This is a genomic window from Flagellimonas sp. CMM7 (assembly GCF_021390195.1).
Taxonomy (GTDB): Bacteria; Bacteroidota; Bacteroidia; order Flavobacteriales; family Flavobacteriaceae; genus Flagellimonas.
Window position 1 is genome coordinate 3984740 of sequence record NZ_CP090003.1, and the last position, 23421, is coordinate 4008160.

General features: G+C 38.5%; 17 protein-coding genes. 11 read left to right on the plus strand and 6 right to left on the minus strand.

Features of this window, described 5'->3' with window-relative positions; translation table 11 throughout:
- Position 1: 1 nt before the first annotated feature.
- On the minus strand, positions 2 to 700 hold the full coding sequence (locus LV704_RS18000) for a LytTR family DNA-binding domain-containing protein (RefSeq protein WP_163422298.1): 699 nt from the start codon (positions 698 to 700) through the stop codon (positions 2 to 4).
- A 4-nt stretch (positions 701 to 704) separates the two neighbouring features.
- Positions 705 to 2396 (minus strand): histidine kinase, encoded by a 1692-nt coding sequence (locus LV704_RS18005; protein ID WP_163422297.1) that lies wholly within the window; start codon positions 2394 to 2396, stop codon positions 705 to 707.
- 156 nt (positions 2397 to 2552) lie between these two features.
- On the opposite strand from LV704_RS18005, the gene LV704_RS18010 reads away from it, so the two are divergent.
- The 3 genes from LV704_RS18010 to LV704_RS18020 are packed head-to-tail and all read left to right on the plus strand — an operon-like array spanning position 2553 to position 6258.
- Entirely contained in the window at positions 2553 to 3785 is a 1233-nt protein-coding gene (locus LV704_RS18010; protein ID WP_233782083.1) for a serine hydrolase, read from the plus strand.
- 11 nt (positions 3786 to 3796) lie between these two features.
- Positions 3797 to 4648, plus strand: coding sequence for a PD40 domain-containing protein (locus LV704_RS18015; protein ID WP_163422295.1), 852 nt, complete (start codon positions 3797 to 3799; stop codon positions 4646 to 4648).
- Positions 4645 to 6258, plus strand: a complete 1614-nt coding sequence (locus LV704_RS18020) for an alpha/beta hydrolase (protein ID WP_233782084.1) — start codon at positions 4645 to 4647, stop codon at positions 6256 to 6258. The genes LV704_RS18015 and LV704_RS18020 overlap by 4 nt, the downstream gene beginning before the upstream one ends.
- Before the next feature lie 359 nt (positions 6259 to 6617).
- Here LV704_RS18020 and LV704_RS18025 read toward each other — a convergent pair whose 3' ends face one another.
- The 4 genes from LV704_RS18025 to LV704_RS18040 form a co-directional block, all read right to left on the minus strand.
- Positions 6618 to 8216 carry a hypothetical protein gene (locus LV704_RS18025; protein ID WP_163422294.1) on the minus strand — a complete coding sequence of 533 codons (1599 nt, stop codon included), beginning with the start codon at positions 8214 to 8216 and terminating at the stop codon, positions 6618 to 6620.
- A 379-nt stretch (positions 8217 to 8595) separates the two neighbouring features.
- Complete coding sequence (locus LV704_RS18030) at positions 8596 to 9639, minus strand: alpha/beta fold hydrolase (protein ID WP_163422293.1); 1044 nt, start codon at positions 9637 to 9639, stop codon at positions 8596 to 8598.
- The gene (locus LV704_RS18035) at positions 9636 to 10283 is read right to left on the minus strand and encodes a hypothetical protein (RefSeq protein ID WP_163422292.1); all 648 of its coding nucleotides are present in this window, start codon (positions 10281 to 10283) and stop codon (positions 9636 to 9638) included. Before LV704_RS18035 ends, LV704_RS18030 begins: the two co-directional genes overlap by 4 nt.
- A gap of 420 nt (positions 10284 to 10703) precedes the next feature.
- Positions 10704 to 11915, minus strand: coding sequence for a VCBS repeat-containing protein (locus LV704_RS18040; RefSeq protein ID WP_163422291.1), 1212 nt, complete (start codon positions 11913 to 11915; stop codon positions 10704 to 10706).
- Between the two features lie 95 nt (positions 11916 to 12010).
- Between LV704_RS18040 and LV704_RS18045 the strand changes: the two genes are divergently transcribed.
- The 8 genes from LV704_RS18045 to LV704_RS18080 all read left to right on the plus strand — a co-directional run bounded on the left by LV704_RS18045 (position 12011) and on the right by LV704_RS18080 (position 23402).
- Complete coding sequence (locus LV704_RS18045; RefSeq protein WP_163422290.1) at positions 12011 to 12844, plus strand: dienelactone hydrolase family protein; 834 nt, start codon at positions 12011 to 12013, stop codon at positions 12842 to 12844.
- A 40-nt stretch (positions 12845 to 12884) separates the two neighbouring features.
- Positions 12885 to 13658 carry a DUF1080 domain-containing protein gene (locus LV704_RS18050; RefSeq protein ID WP_163422289.1) on the plus strand — a complete coding sequence of 258 codons (774 nt, stop codon included), beginning with the start codon at positions 12885 to 12887 and terminating at the stop codon, positions 13656 to 13658.
- 60 nt (positions 13659 to 13718) lie between these two features.
- The gene (locus tag LV704_RS18055) at positions 13719 to 14654 is read left to right on the plus strand and encodes a hypothetical protein (RefSeq protein WP_233782085.1); all 936 of its coding nucleotides are present in this window, start codon (positions 13719 to 13721) and stop codon (positions 14652 to 14654) included.
- 641 nt (positions 14655 to 15295) lie between these two features.
- Positions 15296 to 16414 (plus strand): serine hydrolase, encoded by a 1119-nt coding sequence (locus tag LV704_RS18060; RefSeq protein WP_163422288.1) that lies wholly within the window; start codon positions 15296 to 15298, stop codon positions 16412 to 16414.
- A gap of 488 nt (positions 16415 to 16902) precedes the next feature.
- Complete coding sequence (locus tag LV704_RS18065; RefSeq protein WP_163422287.1) at positions 16903 to 18138, plus strand: DUF1028 domain-containing protein; 1236 nt, start codon at positions 16903 to 16905, stop codon at positions 18136 to 18138.
- Positions 18139 to 18648: 510 nt separating this feature from the next.
- Positions 18649 to 21588 carry a tetratricopeptide repeat protein gene (locus LV704_RS18070; RefSeq protein WP_163422286.1) on the plus strand — a complete coding sequence of 980 codons (2940 nt, stop codon included), beginning with the start codon at positions 18649 to 18651 and terminating at the stop codon, positions 21586 to 21588.
- A 163-nt stretch (positions 21589 to 21751) separates the two neighbouring features.
- Entirely contained in the window at positions 21752 to 22729 is a 978-nt protein-coding gene (locus tag LV704_RS18075) for a carboxypeptidase-like regulatory domain-containing protein (RefSeq protein WP_163422285.1), read from the plus strand.
- Positions 22730 to 22760: 31 nt separating this feature from the next.
- A complete protein-coding gene (locus LV704_RS18080) occupies positions 22761 to 23402 on the plus strand; it encodes a hypothetical protein (protein ID WP_163422284.1) in 642 nt (213 codons plus the stop codon).
- Positions 23403 to 23421 lie beyond the last annotated feature (19 nt).

Below are 23421 nucleotides of genomic sequence, written 5' to 3' on the forward strand. Positions count from 1 at the left end.
TTTAAAGCCACTTCGCCTTTATGTCTTTGTACTTTGTTCTTCCTATTGGGATGCTTTCACCGTTCTTCAACTCGGCCATATACTTACTTCCAGATGAAACATTAATCTCTCTTATCTCCGACATCTTCACTAAATATGATTTATGCATACGCTCAAAAGAATAGGATAGGAGTTGTTCCAGTTTTTCTAAGGATTTATCATGCAATTCTTTTCTTCCATCAGTTAAGAAGAGTTCGGTGTAGACGCCAGCACCTTTTATATAAATAATATCTTCAATAGGCACTAATTGCATCCTGCCCTTTTTTTTTATACCCAAAAATCTGATTTTACTGTTTTCTACCTTTTCTTTCGCAGTTGCCCTCTTAAAAGCTTGTGCCAACCTATTTTGGTTAAAAGGTTTCGGAACAAAATCTAAAACTCCATGTTCAAAGGCGGTAATTGCTTGATTCTTATAAGCCGAAATGACAATAGTATGAAAAGACCCAGAAACTGCCTTTGTAAGAAGTTCAAAGCCATTGTCACCATTAAGGTTTAGGTCCAAAAGCACCAAGTCCAATTCGCTATTTTCAATATGATGTAATGCCTCGTGTAGCGTATTTATATGTTTTAGGGATTGTAGTGTACTTCCAAAAATGTCACGAGTCATTCGTTCAATCCTTTTGGCGATTCTTAATTCATCTTCAACAATTAAAATGTTCATCTTCTTACCTATAAATTTTTATGACATTTTTCCAACCATGATGCGCGGGTTCTGAGGTAAGTTCCCATTGGTCATGATAACTTTCTGTAAGTCGTGCTTTGATGTATTTCAGTCCCGTACCTTCTTGTCTTTGCCCTGAAGCTTGTTTTACAATCTCAGCGTAGGTTAAAAATGTGTAGCAATCATAATCGCCATTTGACTCAAAAAGCAGTTTGAATTTAACACAGTTATCTTTCAGAGGTAGACTATGTGTAATTCCATTTTCCAATAAGGTATGCAGAATTCCAGGAGGTATTTTTCGCTCAGAATCGATGCCATCCTCTTCCCAAGTATAGTTCAATTCTTTTCGGTATTCCATAATCTCTAAATGCACACGGCAAAGGGCTATTTCTTGACTAATCGGTATTAAGGTTTGATTTTCTATCTGATTCAGCAGGTCAAACTCCTTGGCCAGAGCTTCTATAAACAAGACCCCCTTTTTTGGGGTTTCTTCTATCCAATCTATCAATGAAGTGAGCGTGTTCATCAGAAAGTGGGGTTGGATATTCTTTTTAAGTAATTCTAAACGTAGTCGCGTGGATTGGACCAATGAATTTTCATATGCCAATCGTTGTTCTTTGATTCGAAGGGAAAGCAAATACAACATGTTAAGCAGAATTAGACTAAAACCTGTAAAAAGACTAATGTTTAATGAAACATAATGGCGAATGAATATACAAAGGAGTAAGGTAAGCAACACCAAGAGAGCACCTTTTGCTTTCTTGTAAACTCCAAAAGCTGCTATGCATAGGGAAAACAGCAACAAGCTTAGCGTCATATTTAATATGGTGAGATCAAATAAGTGGTGTTCAATGGAGAATATAAACATAAGAACAGCGGTGTAAATACCTAAGAAGAGTTTCCATTTGGGGTAGGGGAACTGCATAGAAAAATAGAGTGGAATTAAAAACGAAATACCGAACATTAGACTCGTAATAACTTCTAAGCGTATAACGTGTAAGCTGTAATGAATAGGTATTGTGGTCCTAACAAAGTGGGTCATTGTCAAGCCAAAAAAGAGCAAACAACTGATGCTAAAAATAAGCGTGAGGTATTCTTTTTTATTTCCTAAGAATAGAAAAAGAAAATAGATGGATGCGATAAGAAAAGCTCCCGCAAAAACATGCATGTAGGAGTTTTGGATAAGTCGGTCGGTTAACAGATCATGGTAATCATCTATCCTCAACCCATAATTGCCTACATGATCTGGATAATAGTAATTACTCAACCGCAAGGCCATAACATGTTCACCTTCATTAGTCAAATGGGTAGGAATGCTAAAAGTAATCCACAACTCTCCTTCAGGAGGTGAATCTGCTTCCTGCCCCGGGTTTCCGTTTTTACCGATCAAAACCCCGTCCCAAAATACTTCATACTCACCATAGGCTTCCAATCGAAGGCCATAGGGCTTTAATGCTTCAGGGGCTTTTAAAATATCTATCGGCGTCCTTGACCAGAAAACCTGACCATCGGGTATGAGGGCTAGCTCATTTTTCCAATGCTGATCACTTAAATCTTTTGCAGCCCATTCTTGTTGATCTCCAATTTTAAATATGGTCCGATATCTTTTGAAAACAGGTGTTGAACTTTGGGAGCAAGAACTCGCAAATAGCATAAAGCACACTAAAAGAAAATAAGACGAAGACCTCAACTTCATTTTAATCTGGTTTTACTCATGCAAACTAACCATTATAAATTGGCTTTTTAGAGCAGTTCATTAGAGTATAGAGCAGTTGACAAAATTTAGATTGAAAACATGACAGAAAAATACATCTTTTGTAGGATACAAGGACTTGAAAAACATCTTTATACAATGAGTTTATATAGAAATAACAATAACTGTGTTGATAGCGAACACTTACGATTGATAAAAACTGGATTACTGTCTTTAATACTTTTTTTAGTTTCAAATGGTGCCTTTGCCCAGCAAAGTGAAGATAAATTACCAGAGGCTACAGCCGCAGAAGCCGAACTCTCTTTCTGGGATATTCCGAATCTCGAAGAACCCTATATAAATGCGGCTCCCATAGAAAGAAATGATGGAATAAGAGTTGGCAAATTAAAGCTTTCCGACCATGATAAAAATTCAATTTTAAAGGTTTCTCAAGAGATTTTTGATGGCAAATACGGTAATTACGATGCGTTGCTCATTTCACATAAAAACAAATTGGTATATGAATCTTATTACAAAAAAAGTCGTATCAATTTGCCACACGGACAAGCGTCAGCAGTAAAAGGCTATACCAGTTTGATCTTAGGAAGGGCAATTCAGCTGGGGTATCTAACTATGGAAGATCTAAACAAACCCTTGATTCATTTTCTAAAAGACACGAACCCAGAGAAATTTATAAAGGGAGCAGAAAAACTCACACTTCATAAAGCGTTGACAATGCATGGAGGACTAACCATTGATAGAGAAAAATGGAAGGAAATTGAGAATGATTCGGTGAAATTGAAAGGGCAGGGGCTAGTTCAAACGCTACTTGAATACAGCAAACCCATTACTGATGAGACTCAGGTCTTTTTGTATGGTAATTTCAATCCCATGCTTGTGATGACGGTTATAGACGCTGTTGTACCGGGAACAGTTGAGGACTTTATTAAAAATGAGTTACTTGATAAGCTCGGTATTACCGAATATAAATGGTCAAAACACACAAGTGGCCTACCACAAGCAGGATGGCGTGCCAGTATTATGTCTCGTGACATGATCAAATTGGGGCATTTGGTGCAAAACAAAGGTAAATTGAATGGGAAACAGTTTATTTCTGCCGCATATCTAGAAAAAGCCACAAGTGGTATAGTACGACCTGCCATAGATTGGATGCCTAAAAATTATATGTATGGGTATTTCTGGTACTATACACCTATAAAGGTGGGGAATAGAAGCTATGATGCGACTCTTGCCTGGGGAGGTGGAGGACAACGTGTTATGGTAGTAGAAGAGCTTGATTTAACCATTGTCATCAATGGTCATGACCAAGACGATGATAAAATCATGACTCCAATTTTTGAAACGGTCATACCAGCGTTTATCAAGAAATAACAATCCAAATAATGAGAAAAAGGTATGTTGTTTTGATATTTATAGGGGCACTATTTTTAGATGCCTGCGGTTCTGAAAATCCGAAAGCAAACGACAATGCTCCATCATCTATGGAAGAACCCTATTTTGACCTAATTGCTCCAGGCATGGAAGCAGAACCTTTGGAACTGGACAGTATTTCTCTAAAAGGCTGGGAGCTAGGGGGTATACATGCTCCAAATATGGAAGAGTTTTACCTGACCTCCACTGTAGAATCGCCAATTCGCCCACTTGTTATTAGCTTCCGCAAGGAAAACAGGGTTTGGAGGAAATATGAGTTTCATGCCACTGGTGGAAATACGTTGTACTCAAGAGATAAATATATAGAGCGAACAGATACTGGTTGGTCGGCACTAAAAAGTTTGGGTGAAGCATTTGATACGATTCCCATTATGCGTTTGACAGCTTCTTCCAAAGGTACCTTGGTTTTTGATGAGCGGGATAGTATTGGCACCATTCGATATTCAAGATTAATTGATGGCAAGCGCGAAGCGCCGAAACCTTTTGGTGAGGAAATAAACACAGGTAAATGGACGGCTCACCCTTTTATTGCTCAAGATGAGACATACATTATTTGGGATAGTGAGCGTGAAGGTGGATATGGCGATAGTGATATGTATATCAGTTTTAAACAGTCAGACGGTTCGTGGGGAGCCGCTATTAACTTCGGAGATAAGATAAACACTGATGGCGAGGATGGTGGAGGTTACGTTACACCAGACGGAAAATATCTTTCCTATTGCCCTCGTTGCAGCCCACCTTATGACAGAATGTGGGTGGATGCAGAGATTATTGAAACACTAAGACCAAAAACAGAAAAATGAGAAAACTGAAGTTATTTCTAGTGCTAGCCATAGCGGCGTTCCATGCGCTCCCTGCTCAGGAGAATCATATTAAAGAAGATGGGGAGGTAGCGAGAACCTCTAATTTTGAATTGCCAAAGATTCAGGTTGTCCCAATAACGGATACTAATGCCAATAGACAATACGAACTTTATATTAAGCTACCAGAGGCGTATTCAGAAAGCACTGATAAATCATATCCGGTAATTTATACAACCGATGCCATGTGGCACATGGAGATGTTATCCGGTTCCACAGAATACATAATGGAAGAGGTTATTCTAGTTGGAATTTCCTGGCAGAAAGACATAAACGAAGACCTGAAAAAAGAGCTTGGGGACCATGTAAGTCGATACAGGGATTATAGTTTTAGGAAACATGATAATCCTGAAATTCAAAAAAAAATACAGTTCGGGCAAGCAAATAAACATTTGGCCTTTATTCGTAATGATGTCATTACCTATATTGACAATACGTATCGCACTGACCCAAATAGTCGTACCTATTTCGGTTATTCAATGGGTGGTGAATTTGGTGCTTATGTGCTATTGTCTCAACCGAATACCTTTAATAATTACATTATTGGTAGTCCATCGATTAAAAATGAAGTTGAACATCTATCTGAACTTAATACGAAATTCGGACCTTATGAAACCTCAAATAGAAGCTCGAGTCTTAATGCCAATGTTTTCATTTCATATGGTTCATTAGAAGAAACTATGATGGAGCCTATTGAGGCTTTTATTAAATTATTAAATGATAGAAGAGATGACGGTTTAACTGTACTAAAAGAAGTGATTGATGGAAATCATGGAACTGCATTCCCTATGACCGTAGTGCGCAGCATTAGCTGGTTGTCCCAGTTAAATAAAACCAAAGTAGAAAGTCTCTATTTAGGGCAAAAACCATCCGGTGTTACCGCTATACCTTTCGCACCCGGAATTGTTAATACAGAGCATCGTGAACTGAGTGGATTTTTTTCACCAGATTTAAAAGAGTTTTACTTTAATAGGAATGGCGGCAGTTACGAAAAGCACGCATTGGTTGTTTTTAAAAATATAGACAATCAATGGACCGAGTCGTATGTAATGCCCAGAATAGGCAGACCAGTGTTTTCACCAGATGGTAAGACCATGCATTTGGGGGAGAAATATATGGTGCGTACCGAAACAGGTTGGTCCGAGGTGAAAAGTCTTGGTTCTTATTTCGAGGACATTCGCATTATGCGTCTTACATCTTCCTCCAAGGGTACTTTTGTTTTTGACGAAGTAGGTTCTGAAGATGGAGATGGTGTTATTCGTTATTCTCGCTTAATTAACGGCAAGCGCGAAGCTCCAAAACCATTAAGCAAAGAAATTAATACTGGTAAATTCAATGCCCATCCATTCATTGCGCCTGACGAGTCCTATATTATATGGGATGGTGAAAGAGAGAGCGGTTATGGTGATTCTGACCTTTATATCAGCTTTAGACAGAAAGACGGTTCATGGGGTGAAGCTATTAACCTGGGAAGTGGTATCAATACGGAAGCCTGGGAGTCGACTGCTTTTGTAACCCCGATGGAAAATATCTTTTCTTCAATAGAAATGTAGGGTCATCCGATTACGAAAATGTAGATATCTATTGGATAGATGCTCAGATAATTGAGGATCTTAGACCCAAACCATAAAACTTGGACGAAGTTTCCAGATGCTGATGGAAACAATTTGTATCTAAATCTGGAAAGAATTTAAACTAGAAAACGACTTCCAAAGCAATTTTATATAATGTTGAACTATGAAATGGTTAATCTGGTCTATAACGTTCCGTGTTATGGTTCTTTGCTATGGAGGAGCAAAGCTTACCTCCTTAAAGGTTGATCTTGAATTTCCTTTGAAAATAAAATACTCATTATTCGACCCAATGATAGGAGGGAGTGGCTGTGTGGGATAAAGGCGAAGTTTTTTTTGAATTATTGAAAAGGAAAATCTTCAATGGGACCCTCGTGAAACGGAGTAGTGCTTTTATAAATAAGCTCTTGACCGCCTGAAACCTGAATAGGATCATAATGATTTTTGATTACCTTTTGTATATACTCACCATAACTAGCAATACCTTGATATGACACTAGTTCTGTAGAGAGAACTTTTAGCAAGTTATTCTCGTACCTAAGTAATAGGTTGGATTCGTTCATTTCAGGAGGTAATTGGGGCAATGGAAAACTTGAAATCGTTTTGCTGTCAAAGGTGATGTCCCATACATATATCGGATATGTTCCTCCATCGTGCAATCGTATCCTACCTATAATATGGTCGGTTCCTGTAACTTCAAAATTCACCAAGTTATCGGCATATGTAAAATCCAATGTATTCTCTGGAATTGTAAAGCTATCTTTCGGCGCACCGGAACCTGCAGCATAGTAATTGGAGAAAGTCATCCAATATCTATAATCATAAAAGTTGGTGTTCAAGGTGTAGTTGACTTGATCACCAAGATTAACAGATTGACTTCTTGAATCAATTAAATGAAAATTGTTGTTTTCAAAATCCTTTTCTTTCCAGTAACCATAAACATTCATAAAAAAAGAATTGTTCTTAAAACCATTGGAAGAATTTAGACTTATGCTGTGCTGTTCAAGACCATCGGTAACAAAATCTGCTTTGTCCAAAACAAAGTCGCTGGACAGGGGATGAAAAAGGGTCAAATGCTGGTAGTTGCCAGCATCACCCGATCCATACATATAAAAAATCTCTGGGGCATCAACGTCAAAGTTGGGATCTTCGATAAGATGGACAGTAAAAGTACCCTCATTGGCATCCAAATCAAGTCTGTAAGCCGATTTGGATGGCCTGTGTACATTACTTGAAGATATTCTATCATTACTTTCAAAACCGATTATCGGGTATGTTTTTGTGTCTACATCCTCTCCTCGGTGTGGTTGGGACAAATTGATGGTACCAGGATTCGTGCGGGTAAGGTTCGCATGGGTGGACATACTGGTCGCCGATCCATTATCGGTTAAGGCAAATGACAACATAAATTCTTCGTCTATATCAAACTCTTGTGGCGAAGTTACCACAAGTACGCGGTCATCATTTGTAAACCGTTGTGCAGATAGCAAGCTACCGTTCATTTTGGAGGCAAAAACAACAGCGTTAACGATGTATTGGTTTACCATGTTCTCTGGTAGGTTTATGGTGACCAATTTTCGGTGTACTTCAAAGTTAAGTTCGGAGGTTTCTGTTTTGCCATTTTTCCCTGTTAAGGTTATTTTTAGCACATGTGAGCCAGTGTCATAGGCCTCGGGGTCAAAATCCAACGAAATGGAACCCTTGTTTTCTACAGTATGAATGATACTTTCATTCAGAAAAACTTCAATGGTACTCCCTTGAATACTCCCACCTTCAATGTTTGCAGTAAATTTAGTTGGTTCGGCTATAATGTCACCATTGGAAATAGATGTAATCCTGACTGTACCAGGAGCACCACCATCGGAACTGTCCTTGGAACAGGAAACAAAAATAAAAAGAATAATGAGTATGTAAGTAATTTGGGAATTGTTGGAAACCATGAGGATATTTTGCTGTTAAAATCAACTAAATTAGCGATTTTGGTGATAAAATTTGAGAGAATTCTTTGACTTTCTGATTTTATCGATAAAAGTTCAAATAAAAATGAAGTTTTTATTAAAAATTCATACACTATTTATGACTTGATTAGTTTCATTGAATAATCATATCAATACTTTAGTAGAGCTTATTGAATTATGATCCTGCATTGAAATCTTTTATTTTTGCACTTTGAGTTTTGCCCCAAGGAAAGCAAAGTTTACTTCTCTAATTTCCTGAAAAATTTCTTTTAAAGATTTCTTCAAAAAGATAATAGATACTGTTTTACCAAAGTCACAGAGTGGGGGAGGTGAAAGTTTATGGAATGGAAAGGGTATTTCACTATTTATTTTGATTTATAAATTGAATCACTTCCTCGGCAAACAGATTTGGTTCCGTGAACATAGGCGAGTGTCCAGATCGTTCAAAAAACACAATCCTTTTTTCACTGGATCCCAAATTATCAAAGGCTTCTTGGGCGTAGAATTCCGGAACGACCATATCATACCTTCCCCAAAGGACCAATGAAGGAATGGTAATCTCCGAAAGCCTTTCCGTAAAAGTCAATTGACCTATAATATCATCATCCAAAATGGATTGAATTTTTAATATGTTCCATAAAAAAGTTAGCAAATTATAATCTGAAACGTTAGCGTTTCCATTTTCTTCCTTGTTAATTAGGCCATCATCATTTAGATAGGCTTCAGCATCAAAAGCAAGTCTGTTTAAACGGTTAAAATCGTCAAGAGTCACAACGTTTTGATCTACCTTATCTAATTCATCATAAACCGACTCCCAAAAGGGAACGCTATTTCCAAGTTCAATTTGAGCGGCCGCGACGCGCTCAAAGTTTCTGATGTACTCAAAATAAAGGTCTTTGGGGCTGTGACTGCCATCCACATTGATCCAACCCAAAAATTCACTTTGATCTTTCAATAAAGTAGCTGGCCCCAATGCGCCTCCCCAGCTATGTCCCAATAAAAAAAACTGGGAATCATTGCCATAAATACGCTTTATAACTTTGATCAAAGCCAGTACATCCTCTGCCATTAAATCAATCGTAACATCATCTTCTGAATAATTTCCCTGTGACATTCCAGAACCACGTTGGTCAAAATACACCACGCCATAGTTATCCTCTATCTGATCAAATGCATTTCCTCTAAAACCTAACCCTAGACCGCCCGGGCCACCATGTAAGGTGATAAGGAATATCTTTTCACTAGCATCTCCTTTGATATAGGCTGGCATATCAGCACCTTTATGACGTACAAAAACCGTAGCATCAATATCATCCAAGGTATGGTCGTTAGTGCAGGCATTGAAAAACAGCGTAAGTACTGCCAGAAATCCTATTTTGGTATTATTGAGAAGCGGCTGTTTCATTGTTTTCTGTTTTTAAAATTGAACCGGAAACCATATTGTAACGAAAAGGTTGGGAGTGTTTCCGCATTGTAGTTAAATCGTGGACTATAATTAATATTGAAATAACTGCCCGAGCGAACTTTGCCTTTACGTTGTTTGCCTATTCCAACAGATAATGACGGAGCATAATATCCGCGGCCTGGCAAGAAAACCTTATCAACGGAATCACCATTGACTTCGTAGGTCTCCGGCAAAAAAGAACGATAATATCCCAAAGGATTAAGCTCTATGCTAAACTGCTTTCCCTTTTTATTGGTGCGGCGCCAAGTAAGTCCGTAATTAGTGTATGCTCCGGTATCGGTTTTTGATGAAAAGTTAGTTGCAAACCCTAAATTTCCATTAAATAGGAACTGATGGGTATTGGTTCGTTCTGTACCCTTACGCGTTTTCGTTTTTTCGTTTTCTATCCAGAGATATTCTGCTCCAAAGGAGAGACCATTGCTCCAAAAAACTGTACCCACAAAGCCTACTTTAAATTCAGTTCTGTGCCAAAAATCGTCGGAGAGCTGGGTCTTTGTTTGTCGGCTGTTTAAGGTTTCTTGTCCGTAACTAAAGACTGTGAATTGAAATAGAAAAAACAGGAGGAACAGTAATTTATGATTCATATGATTGATTGGTTGAAGACAAAACTATCTTTATGAAAACCAATTACCGTTAAAGATTGTGTAATTAAAACTTAAGGAATAGATAAAAAATAGCTGAACTAATGGCTCTTCCCATTGTTTGAGTATGCTTTTCTCTGGAGAGCCTATTTTATAATTCGACTTCGCTCAGCGCGAACCGTGCGACACCCCAAATGGTTAATTTCTAAGGAAATCCAAGTAAAAAACGTCCACCAAAGCAATTTTGCACAATGTCGTGTTATGGAAGTGTTCTTCCGTTCCATAATGTTCTTGCATGGTATTATCCTGAGTGAAGTCAAAGAGTAACTTGGGCTTTGGTTACGGTATAAAATTAAAGATTGAAAACCTTTCTTTTTTGAGCGAGATGGCGCTGGGCAAAGCTGTCATCATCTTTATAGATTTTTAGTGCTTGTTCCCAAAAAGAAGAAAATCTTGTGAACCGCGATTACTCAAGAATAAGTCTTTAATACCATCCCCATTGAAATCGCTAAAGTCAATATCGAACCCTCTACCTTTAATATTTTCTGGCATAAAAGTGCCAGCAGCCTCAGAAAATATTCCCTTGCCGTTGTTTATGTAAACACTGAAAGGGGTATTCCCATCAAATCGGGGGCCGTTGGTATTTCCAGTCATAATATCGGCATCCCCATCATGATCAATATCTAAAAAAGCCACTCCAAAACAGCGGTTCTCGTCTTTGGGCAGATGAGTGTGGGTACTATCAGAGAAAAATCCTTTGCCATCATTCAATAGCAATCGATTCTGGCGAAGGGCATTAGGTACAAAGGCTTGCACATTTCCATAGAAAATATCAAAGTCACCATCACCATCAATATCAGCTGTAACTACTTCTCTAGTTTCTTCGGGTTCATTTCTATAGGGGAGTCTATCAGAAGATTGGTCTTCAAAAAATCCTTTTCCGTCATTGACCAATAACCGATTGGCATCTTCGTTACCCACTAATAGATCCTGATCTCCATCATTATCGATATCACATAACGTAAGATCTTGTGTAACGTCTATAAACGCACCAAATCGCTTAATGGTTTCATCTATAAAGTATCCCTTCCCGTCATTGATCAATACGTTATTCTGGCCATTGTTCCCAATCAGTATATCCGGAGCACCATCGCTGTTAACATCATAGACCACAACAGAATTGGAGGTGCCTGTAACTGGAATCCGGTTTCCACCATCTCTAAACGCACCATCCCCATTATTTAAATATAGTTCATTGGTTTTATTATCTTCACTAACCACGATGATATCTGGATCTCCATCCAGATCAAAATCCGCAATACCAATATCTTCACTATCATGGGCTATCTGAGGTATCCGTGTACTACTCTCATTAGTAAACATTCCTTTACCATTATTGATGAGTAAGATATTAGGGAGGTGCTCATTGGCAATTAAAATATCAGGATCTCCATCTAAATCCAAATCGGCGATTCCAGCATCCATGGAAAGCAATTGTAGATCCTTATATGGCAAGTGGGTTAGGGTTACATCATTATAAAAAGAAGCAGAAGCTTCATTGTTAGGATTCTTTTCTTGACTATACCCAACAAGCATGGTCCCAAAAATTAGAAGCAACACATAATTCTTTTTCATTGATTTACATTGGTTTTTGCTAATTTAAGATATTTTGGAACTAATCTAAAAGAGGGTAATCACTATATTTATGGTGTTAAAAAAATTACATCAATATGAAAATTTTCACGCATATTTTATTAATTGCTCTTGTACTTACCACATCATGTAAACAAAAAGCAGAATCCAAACCTGAAGCAGATGCTACACCGGAAGCATACGTTGCAAAAGTTAAGGGAACCGAAGTGACTTATGCCTCGGACTCTACCAACTTAAAAGGTTACATTGCCTATGATGAGAATAAAAAAGGTAAACGCCCAGGAATACTCATTGTACACGAATGGTGGGGACACAATGATTATGTTCGGGAGCGGGCCGATATGCTTGCGGAACTTGGTTATACTGCTATTGCCGTAGATATGTATGGTGATGGAAAACAAGCTGATCACCCAGACGATGCAGGTAAGTTTGCCATGAGTGTGATGAGCAACTTGCCCGAAGCTACAGCACGTTTTAATGCAGCGATCAATTTATTGCAACAACATGAATCCGTAGATAAGGAAAAGCTGGCTGCCATTGGGTATTGTTTTGGAGGAAGTGTGGTGTTGACCATGGCCAACAAGGGTGCTGATCTGGATGCTGTTGCGGCCTTCCATAGTGGGGTTGCCTTGCCCGTAATGCCAAACAAAGACCTAAAAGCACGTGTATTGGTATGCAACGGTGCTGATGACCCTTTTGTAAGTGCGGAATCTATTACCGATTTTAAAACAGCCATGGATTCCATAGGGGCTAAATATGAATACATAGCTTACCCAGGTGTAAAGCATAGTTATACTTCCAAAGAAGCAGATGCCAATGGAGAAAAATTTAAATTGCCATTAGCTTATAATGCTGATGCCGACCAAAAATCATGGGAAAGCTTGCAACAATTGTTCAAAGACGTTTTTTAGTGACAAACGTTCATCCGTTTACGACCATATCATTACATAAATGACTAGAAATTCCCTTTTTATACTTCTGATGTTACTGCTCATCGGCAGCTCCTGTAGTACTGACAAGAAAAAGAAATTTGAGGTTTTACGTTCCAAGGAGCTGGCCATTAAAAACATGGTTCACAATCAATTGCTCGATATAGAAAAAGAGCAGGGTTGGAGGTTGCTTTTTGATGGTAAAACCCTTAATGGGTGGCATCTTTACAATAACTCGGACTCCACACAATTTTCCGCATGGGAAGTACAAAAAGGCACTCTCTTTTGTAATGCTACCGATGAAACCAAAGTTTTTGGGGATTTGGTGACCGATACAGCATTTGAAAACTATGAGCTGGTGTTTGATTGGCAGATGGCACTCAGAGGAAACGGAGGTGTTTTTATCAATGTACAGGAGTCCCCGGAATATACAGCTACCTATAAGACAGGACCTGAATACCAACTATTGGAGCCTGAACATATGGATAATAAAACCCCTTTAAAACGACCCGGTTGTCTGTGGGGGTTATCGCCTCAATTAAGCAAGGTTGAAGCTAAGCCTACTGGACAATGGAATACGACGCGAATCATTCAGCAGGAGGGAAAAATTCAATTCTACCTCAATGGAAAACTGACCGCGGAAGAAGATTTGACCTCAATAGATTGGAGAAATAAAATTACAAACTCGAGTTTTAAAGATGCCCCCGGTTTCGGTAAGGCTACCCATGGGAAAATCGCGCTGCAGAACTGGTACTTTGAGGCTTGGTTCCGCAATATGAAAATCCGTGAGCTATAGTAAAATGGTTACGGACAGTTTAGGTACAGATATAGGCAACTTTATAATCCATTTATTGATATGAATTTCCTTCCAAATCCAAAATTACTGTTTTTATCATTTTTTGTCTCAAGTATAACAGTCTTATCACAAGATTTTGATGCTTTGCAATACCGCACCGTAGGTCCAGTCCGTGGTGGTCGCGTTACAACAGTAACCGGAGTAGCGATGCAACCAAACACTTTTTATTTAGGCGCTTCTGGTGGGGGTGTTTGGAAATCTGAAGATTATGGAACGACATGGAACAATGTTTCTGATGGTTTTTTCGATACGCCTTCGATAGGGGCGATACAGGTTGCTGAAAACGACCCGAACATTGTATATGTCGGTACTGGTTCCGACGGATTACGAAGTAACGTCATTAGTGGAAAGGGCGTATACAAATCTATTGATGCAGGTAAAACATGGGAACATATAGGGCTTAAAAACGTAGGTCAGATCGGCGCAGTGGAAATTGACCCTATGAACAGTAATATTGTTTGGGTAGCGGCCATCGGAAATGCTTTCAAAAGCAATCCAGAACGAGGTGTATATAAAACAGCGGATGGAGGGAAAACCTGGGAAAAGGTACTGTTTGTTTCTGATAATGTGGGCTTTTCTGATATTGAATTACTACCAGGAAACCCCAATGTTATTTATGCAGCGGCATGGAAGGGTGAACGCAAACCTTGGACCATTATATCGGGAGGCCCGGCAGCAGAGGGAGGCATTTATAAATCCGTAAATGGTGGTAAAGATTGGATGAAACTTGAAAACGGACTGCCAAAGGATACCATTGGGAAGATAGACTTAGCTGTTTCTCACGCTAATTCGAGCATTCTTTATGCCGTTATCGAAGCGCCTCAAGGAGAACAAGGGCTTTATAAATCAGTTGATCAAGGTAAATCGTTTGAACATGTTTCGGATGACAAGCGTCTGGTAAATAGACCGTTTAAATGTACTCTAGTAGTACCGTAAAAGGTGAATTAACGGAACAATTAAAAAGGACGGGGAATGGAACTGGAACTGAATTTTAGAATTGCCAACTCCTGTTGTATCGAAAAACGGCCGTTTAAAGGAACTTATGTAGTCTTTCGATTTTAGACAATATGAAAATATCGTGTTACAAATATTTGTAACCGTATATTAACCGTTTACCACAACTTCTTCTCCCTAAGAATGGGATGTGAGATTATTTATAACTTACGGCTTAAATAGATTTAAGAGTGCCTAGGTACTCTTAGCCAATTGTTAGAGCACATTCAGCTGAAGCTGACTTTTTTTGCTCCGTGCTACGCACTCCCGCCCAAAAAGAAATGTGCTCTAACGACCTGCTAAACCAAATTGCTTAATCACTTTTACTACAAGCAGCTCTCAGCTGTCCGCTCAAGCGGCAAACGTGCAATAACATAAGCTAAAAGCAATTTGGCCCGGTAATTTATACTCCCAATAACACAAAATCCAACAAGAATACGTCCGACTTCGCGGACTCCTTGACAAACAATGCCATGTGAGAAAACGGAAGCCCGATTCACACAGCATTGTTGAAAGGTTTTTGCTATATTTCCGTAGAAATCACCGAACTGCGTTTAGCAGGTCGTTGGCATTAATTAGACAAAATGATAAGAAAACCAAGTTCCACATTACTACTTCTACTATTCCTTTCGTTTTCTGTGAGGGCGCAACTAATAGCAGAGGATGAAGAATTTATAGCGGAATACATAATTCAAAATAAAATACCTGGACTTAGTATTGCAATAGTCAAAAATTCGGAATTAGTCTATTCAAAAGGATTTGGTGTAAAAAATAGCTCAACTCAAGAAAAAGTAACCAATAAAACTATATTCCAAGCGGCCTCACTAAGCAAAAGCTTAACAGGCGCTCTAATTTTAAAAAATGTTGAAAAGCAAAGAATAGACTTAGATACACCTGTAAACACATATTTAAACAATTGGAAACTTGAATCCAAGAATAAGGGAAGTATTTACGAGCCAACTATATATCAATTATTAACCCATACAGGAGGAACCAACATTCACGGATTTCGAGGATACAAAAGCACAAAAACACCACCAGAATTGTTATCAATTCTAAACGGAGAAGTGTTTCTTGAACCCAAAATTGTTGTCAAGAAAAAACCAAATACCGAATTCGACTATTCTGGGGGAGGATATGTTGTGCTACAAAAGGCTCTGATTGACATTAACAATAAAGGTTTTAACGAACAAATGAATGAAGATATATTGCAACCTTGCGGTATGATTTCGAGTTTTTATTCGGTCAATCTAAATGAATCACAGCTGAGTCAGATTGCAATTGGTCATAAGAAGAATGGTGCTCCTTTGGAATCGGACTATTTCCAATATCCTCAATATGCAGCTGGAGGACTGTGGTCTACACCGTCTGAAATAGCAAAATTCTTAATCGCAATCCAAAAATCAGTTAACTCGGACAATACGGAGAACTTATTATCAAAGGAAAGTACAAAGAGGTTACTCGAACGACCTACCTTGGAAAATGGAAAAAAGCCAAATTATGGGTTGGGATTTGGTTTTAAGATAGACTCAACAACGAATAAGATAATTTCGTTACATCATAGTGGAGCAAATGTTGGATATAGTTGTTTTATGGAAGCAAGTAAAGATGGAAAATATGCATATATAATTATGAGTAATCTGGACTTTGCCAAGTTATCAGGCATAAGACAAAGAATATTGAACCGTATAAAAAATAACTAATGCCAACAAAACCTATAAACAATACGGGCTTCGGGGATTAAACGCAGGGTTTGCCTATTTTTATGAAGTCCGCAAAATCCTTTGGATTTTGCTCTGGACAGGAAAAAATAAATCAAAACAAGAAGATTCGGCTATGTGCGTGGCGGAAAGTAAACGACAGTTTGCCCCCGTACTGTTCATAGCTAAACCAAATTGCTTAATCACTTTTACTACAAGCAGCTCTCAGCTGTCCGCTCAAGCGGCAATTTGGCCCGGTAATTTATACTCCCAATAACACAAAATCCAACAAGAATACGTCCGACTTCGCGGACTCCTTGACAAACAATGTCATGTGAGAAAACGGAAGTACCATTCACATAACATTGTTGAAAGGATTTTGCTATATTTCCGTAGAAATCACCGAACTGCGTTTAGCAGGTCGTTAGCAATAATGCTGAAAAAAACGTTATCATTCATCAATATTAATCAATCAAAAAACAATCAATCAAATGAAAAATCACAAAATCCTGTTATCAATCATTTTACTCATTTCTGCTTTTGCAACCTATGGCCAAAATTTACCTAGTCTATTAACAGAGAAGAATATCAATTCGACTTTTTCAATTCTTGCTTATGATGAAAATGCCGAAGAATGGGGAATTGCAGTTGCAACAAACAATATTTATGTTGGAAACTCAACAATATATATTGAACCCGAGGTTGGTGCTTTTTCCGTAATTGCGGAAACAGAACCTAAATATGGCGTTAATGGACTTGAAAAACTTAAAGAGGGTAAATCAATTGAACAGGCAATCGTAGAAACAAAAGACGAAGATGATGAAGCCTATTATCGCCAAATTTCAGGAATTGATGCAAAAGGCAATGTTTTCGCGTTTACTGGCAAATCCTTGAAATACTGGAATGGAAAAGCAGCACAAATCTTAGGTAAAAACTATGTGGTAATTGGTAACCAACTTGCAGATGAAGTGCTCAATGAAATGTCGAAATCTTTTGAGAGTTCGGAAGGAACATTGGCTGAACGACTTTTGAAAAGTCTAATCGCAGGACAAAATGCAGGTGGGCAAATATCTGGCAAGCAATCTGCGGCTGTTGTCGTAAAAGGGTCAAATAACGAATGGTACAATCAAATTGACCTTAGAGTTGACAACTCAAAGGAACCCATAAAAGAATTGAAAACATTAATGGATTATCATTATGGTAGAATCCGTCTGAACCAAGCACTTTTTGCATATCGAGAAGGTAATTCAGAAAGAGCTAAACAAAAATTAACTGAGGCGGAATCTATGTTGAATGGCTGGACTGGAATGTACTCAAAAATCGCTGGTGCGAATATCGCTATGGGAAATGAAGCAGAAGCAATCAATTGGATAAAAAAAGGACTTACCGAAAACCCCAATTGGTCAGTAAATATTCCTGCGTTCTATTTTCTTCGTAATAATCCAGAAATGAAATCAAGAATCCAACCTGATTCTTTTAGTGTGACTGACTGGGAAAGTGCTATGGGAATGCTAAGTAATCTGGGGCAAGAATTAGAAGTGATTAGAGAAATAAAAGGGCTTTTTAAGAAGAATATTGAATCTTCTTATCTGAACTTCTTACTCGGCAGAAGTTATTTTTACGAAAAAGAACAAGAAAAAGCCATTAAACATCTGGAGATAGCATTGGAAATGGACAGCGAAAATATAGAAGCTGAAAACTTATTGAACAAAATAAGAACAAAGTAGCGAAAAAGCTGCTTTTTCATCGATGCTATAAACAATATGGGGTTCGCGCTTTAACGAAAGGTTTGAGTATTTTTATGAAGTCCGCAAAATCTTTGGGGTTTTGCTTTGGACAGGAAAAAAAATAAATCAAAATAAAAAGATTTCGCTATGTGCGTGGCGGAAAGCAAACGCTAGTTTGCTCCCGTACTGTTCATAGCTCAACCGTTCTTAGTTCTGTAAAAGGAACATTTTCTAAGACTCCGCTGAGTTTCTAAAATGGTTTTAAAAACTAGCCGTTTTATTGGACGGTCTGTCCTCTGGATTGTACACTTTTTTAAGGAGATAGGATTGGGCTACTTTTTCGAGTAATTAAAATCATTTAGTGGGCAATAGAGGTTGAATTTTAACGATAAAAGACTCCACCGTTATCATTTGTAACTAGATCGTTAGCCTTCATTATTCATTTTGTTGAAATTGAAATGGGTTAAATGGCCTAAAATAAAGTACTTTTAAGGACCTAATATTTTGGAGATGAAACGATTGCTTCTCCCTTTTGCTCTTCTTTTTACCTCGGTGCTTTTTTCGCAATCCAAGATAGACAGCCTACAGCAAAAGTACGCCGATGCAAAAGAAGATACCATCAAAATAAAGATTCTCCACGAAATCTTTTTTGAATACCAGCACAATAACTCCCCCAAGGCACAAGAGACGATAGTGACCTCCATCGTGTTATCAGAAAAAATTGAAAACCAAAACCTAGAAGTTGTCGGTAGAAACCTCTATGCCGATTTCCTGAGTTCCCGCTCCAGTTTTGATTCCGCAAGTGTTGAATATAATAAGGCGTTACAATTATCAGAAAAAATAGGATTTTACGGTGGTAGTTTCGAATCCCTTTCAGGTCTTGGAAATTTACTTTGGAGGAAAGGGGATTTCAAAAGGGCAGAAGAGTTTCACTTGAAGAGTTTCGAATTGGCCCAAAGTAACAACGATGAAGAAAATGCTGTGCATTATTATAACAACATGGCAAACATCTATACGGAGATAGGAGAATATGTAAAAGCGATGGAACTCTATACCAAAGCGGCCCAAGTACACAGAACAAAAGGAAATTTGCGTGACTATGCCATTATTCTAGGGAACATTGGTTTGATTCAAAGAAGGTTGGAGAATTATGAAAAAGCCAAAGATTATCTACTACAGAGTGATAGTATTTTCAGGATGCTTGACTATATGCCCGGTAAGGCATATGTGGAATACAACCTTGCCGTTGTGCATAAAAACAATGGTGACTTAAATAATGCTTTGAAATATAACCTCAAAGCCTTGGATAGCTATAAAAAATTAGGAAACCTTAAAAGGTTGTCCTACGCCCATTTCACAATGGGCAGTATTTATTGGGAACAAGATGATTTTGGCCAAGCATTGACATACTATAAAAAAGCATTGAATCTATCCTCCGAAATCAATGACTCTGTCAATATAGGCTACTCACTTCAGGCAATAGGCGATACACAGCATATGCTCAAGAATAACAGGGAAGCGAAAAAACACCTGTTAATGGCTTTGGATGTGGCTAAGAATCTCGAATTGAATTTGATAGCGATGGATGCATACGAGTCCCTTGCAGCGGTCTATGAGAGTGAGAAAAACTTTAGTAAAGCGTTGTCATATAAAAATGAGTTCATACGAGTAAAAGACAGCTTTTACGCAAAGGAAAAAAGAGGATTGGCAGCAGATATAGAAGCCAAATACCAAAACGAACAAAAAACCAAAGAAATTGAATTGCTCGAATCAGAAAGAGCGCTAAAAGAATTACAATTGGGCAAGCGTGTAAATGAGCGCAATGGCATAATTGCTTTTGCAATAATTCTGCTCATATTGGCCGGGCTACTGTATAACCAATATCGCATCAAGCAAAAAACAAATAGGGAACTCCAAGAACTGGATCGTTTAAAATCCAACTTTTTTGCCAACATTTCCCATGAGTTTAGAACGCCATTGACTTTGATAAAAGGCCCTATCGAACAACTGGAACAGAGCCCAGAAGAGGGCTTGCCGATTGATAGTATAAAAATGATACGACGCAACACCAATCGCGTGTTGCAATTGGTAAACCAGTTACTGGATCTATCAAAAATTGATAAGGACGGCCTTCAACTGGAACAGACAGAAGGCGATATTTACAAATGTCTAAGAGGGGCAACATCTTCTTTTAACTCGCATGCTGCTCAAAGAAATATCGACTATAAATTACAAATTCCACATGAAGTACTCTGGGCCAATTTTGACCGTGATAAATTGGAAAAGATTGTGTACAACCTTTTGGGCAATGCTTTTAAGTTCATAGATGATGGGGGAGTTGTCTCTTTTTCAACAGTATGTGAAAAAGAGGAACTAAAAATGGTGGTATCTGATACAGGAATGGGCATTGCAGAGGAAAAGCTTCCTTTTATTTTTGATCGTTTTTATCAAGTGGAAGGGGGTGACACGAAAGCGCACGATGGTTCGGGAATAGGTCTCTCCCTGTTAAAAGAATTGGTGGAACTTATGGATGGAACTATTACTGTTTACAGTGAAGTTGGTAAGGGCACAATTTTTACGCTTGTGATTCCTCTCCAAAAGATAAAAACGGGCACTCAAAAAGATGACAAAGCTATCGATATTGGCAATACGGCAATAAAAAAAATCCGCCAAGCGTATGAGCTTGAAAGTAGTGATGCCAGAGAATTGCCAGTAATTTTGTTGGTTGAAGACAACCCGGATATGTCTTCTTTTGTTAAAGAACATCTTCAAAACAGTTATAAGGTACAATTGGCAAAAAACGGAAAGATTGGTTTAGGATATGCAAAGAGAAATGGACCGGATTTAATCATTACCGATGTAATGATGCCTGAAATGGATGGAGTTGAACTCTGCAAAACCTTAAAATCCGACTTAGCCATTAGTCATATTCCCATAATTATGTTGACCGCAAAAGCTGGTATGAAAAACAAGATAGAAGGTTTGCAAACTGGTGCCGATGATTATCTCACAAAGCCTTTCGAACCAAAAGAGTTATTGGCGCGGGTCAGCAACCTCATTGGGCAAAGAAGAAAACTTAGAGCACTTTTTGCCAAAAAAGAAGCCACAATCAATCCAAAAGAAGTTACTGTTACACCACTTGATGAGGTATTTTTACAACGAGTATTGGAACTTTTGGAAAAGGAGTTTTCAAACCCCCATTTTGGGGTTCCACAAATGCAAAAGGCTTTGGCCCTGAGCAAAGCGCAATTGCATAGAAAGCTAAAAGCATTGACCAATGAAGCTCCAGGAGAATTGTTACGTAATTTTCGGCTAAAAAGAGCTGCTCAATTACTATCAAAAAAAGCTGATACGGTTACCCAAATTGCTTATGCCGTTGGCTTCAACAACCTCTCCTATTTCGCGAAATGCTTTAAAGAATTTTACGGGGTTACCCCTTCTTCCTATTGATCTGCCGTAGAATTCTTCTGACAGAAACTTTCTTAGACTGTAGTGAGACTATAACGATACTATCTGAGACCATGCTCATAGCATAACATAGGACAAGCCCATACTTTTAATCCATAAATGTTCCCAGTTGATTTTAATCGGTAGTAATCTAGAATATCAAGTTATGGATTTAGAAAAAAAAAGTATGGGACAACTTATGTTCCAAAGACGAATAAGTTGGACTTTGCTAACATTTCTATGCTATGTGTGCTTAGGGTGCGGTCAAAGCGACAACGGACCTACAGATGAAATACAAGGGCAGGAAGTTACCGGTACTGTATCTGGTTTGGTTTCAGATGATAATGGTAATGTCTATCCAGGTACCTTGATCACTATTTCAAAAGGGAGCGAGACTTCTAGTCGGGTTACCGATTCAGAAGGTAAGTTTAGACTGAATACAAAGTCAGTTGGCACCTATGATGTGGTTCTTGAATTGCCCTTGTCAACTAAGGCCATTTCAAGTGCGGATGTTTCGGTTGAAGTACTGGAAAATAAAGAGTCGAACGTTGATTTTATGATTCAACCACAGCCCGTCAAGGCCCATTTGAATTTCGGAAACGTGCAGTTGTTGGAAGAAATAGTGGATGCAAACGGCAATACCCCTACGGCATCCAATGAACCACTTTATGCTGCAAACATTTTTGATCAACCTTTGGGGCTGCTCACGGCGATAAAAGCACCAGATGGACACCATGTGACTTTGGCGGAGTTCAAGAAAGCAAAAGGCAATCTTAACGTTCATTGTAATGGTGACAAAGCATTTGTCAATGTAGCCTTAGAGGGTATGATTCCCAATGGCACCTATACTTTTTGGCTGGCCTATCTGAACAAAACAAGAAAAGTAGGGGAACCTATTGATTTCATGAATGATTTTGTGAATATAACGAATCCTCCTATTGGAGCTTCAAACGGTTCAGAAAATATTGCGGTTGCAGATGTCAATGGAGCCATCAATGTAACATTCGAACATAACTCATGCATTCTTACAAATGAGGCGGCACTAGTCATACCTGTTTTATATCACATTAACGGAAAGACCTTTGGTGGCGGCCATGTACCCGACCCTGAAGAAATGGTCCATATGTTGGCATATTTTCAATAGTTCAGAGATAAACAAAATAAACTTTAAGACAATGAGAACAATAACAAACATTTCGCTATTACCATGCTTCATCTTTCTCTTTATTGGGTGCAGTAATGACAGTGATGACAATAATCAAGTGATTGTCAATTCTAATGGATCAATTGAAGAGTTGAGAGAATATTACAATGCCAGTTTTGTAAATGCCATGGTTGCCATCGGGTTTACCATTAATCAAGGCAACACCCCACCAAGTTTGGATGGCAGCTATCTTATTGACCCCTTTGTTTTGGAAGATTCGACCATACCTGGGGATGAAGATAACATTGGTGAGGGCACTGGCAATTATCAGATTACCTTTTCAAACCAAGACAATACCGCACTGACCATTGACTTGGTAGGTACGGGAGGGAATCAGGTGGATGAAGGTAATGGCTCGTTTGTTACTGGCACCAATGGCAAATTTTCGGTCTTTGCCAAAACCACAACCCAGCTTGGCTCCGCTAATGCAGTTACTGCAGTCGCTATATCTGGAACTCTCACTGCTGATGGAATTGATAATGTGAATTTCTTCGGCGCAATGCTTGATGACAAGGGAGATCCGCAAAATATATTTATTGAAAACAACGCCGGTCGGTTTTATTTGGACGGTGATGGAAACTCTCCCAAAGTCAGTTCACAATCAGATAACTAGACTTAAATATTAAATTACA